A 787-nucleotide genomic window follows, 5' to 3' on the forward strand; every position below is an offset into this window, starting at 1 on the left:
TGCCAACGTGTTTGTGTTATGAAAAGTTGCGTTTTAAATGTTCGGCTATTTTCCGTAGGAAAATTGAAGAACTTTAAAAAAGCAACAACTTTTGGTTAAGCTAAAAATAAGCAATTTTTTATACACGGTGTTGTAATTAGTTGTGAAACATTTGAGTGGATATTTTATTTTTTTTCCAATCTCTTGTTTTTCAATTTTTCTATTATTTTAAGATTAGAACGAAAGCTGTAAATACAGAAGTTATAAATAATAAAGATAAAAAAATATTCACTCTTTTTCTTTTTAAAGACCAATTTTCAAATTTTTCAAAATATTCTAAATAAGTATCGTTTTTTAAAATTAAAAAATGACAAATTAAATAAGAAAAAATCACTAAAATTATTATGTAATATTTTTCAAAGTATAAGTTTAATTCAAACAATTTATTTGTAAGGATACAAAAAGTTAAAAGTGTTACTGATATAATTACCAATATTGCTCCATAAATGAAGTTTTGATTAAAACCATATTTTTTATTTGTCCAAAAGTCATTGTAATATTCCAAAGGGTTTTCAATTCCATATTTATTTTTCATTCTTTTTTTTATAAAAGGGATTTTATATAATAGTAAAAAAATGTTTATCTTATTGAAAGCAAAATGCATGGTTCTTTCAATTAAGTAAAGACAATAATAAAGTATATTTATTTTGGATTTTATTAATTCCATTTATGTTACAATAATTTTCAGATTATTTCAGTTTTTTCAGAAGTTAGATTTTCCTGAGGAATTAATTACAACGTGTTTGTG

At 21.9% G+C, this 787-nt stretch carries 1 protein-coding gene; it reads right to left on the reverse strand.

The genetic code is table 11. The features are described 5' to 3' along the window. Positions 1-202 precede the first annotated feature (202 nt). Positions 203-574, reverse strand: a complete 372-nt coding sequence (locus tag MPF13_RS15475; RefSeq protein WP_249983668.1) for a hypothetical protein — start codon at positions 572-574, stop codon at positions 203-205. Between the last annotated feature and the right edge of the window lie 213 nt (positions 575-787).

It is taken from the genome of Polaribacter sp. Z022 (assembly GCF_023555495.1).
GTDB lineage: Bacteria > Bacteroidota > Bacteroidia > Flavobacteriales > Flavobacteriaceae > Polaribacter.

What these genes read in the sequence shown, in the direction of transcription:
- MPF13_RS15475 (WP_249983668.1), bottom strand. Translation starts at nt 574, where the DNA reads ATGAAAAATAAATATGGAATTGAAAACCCTTTGGAATATTACAATGAC.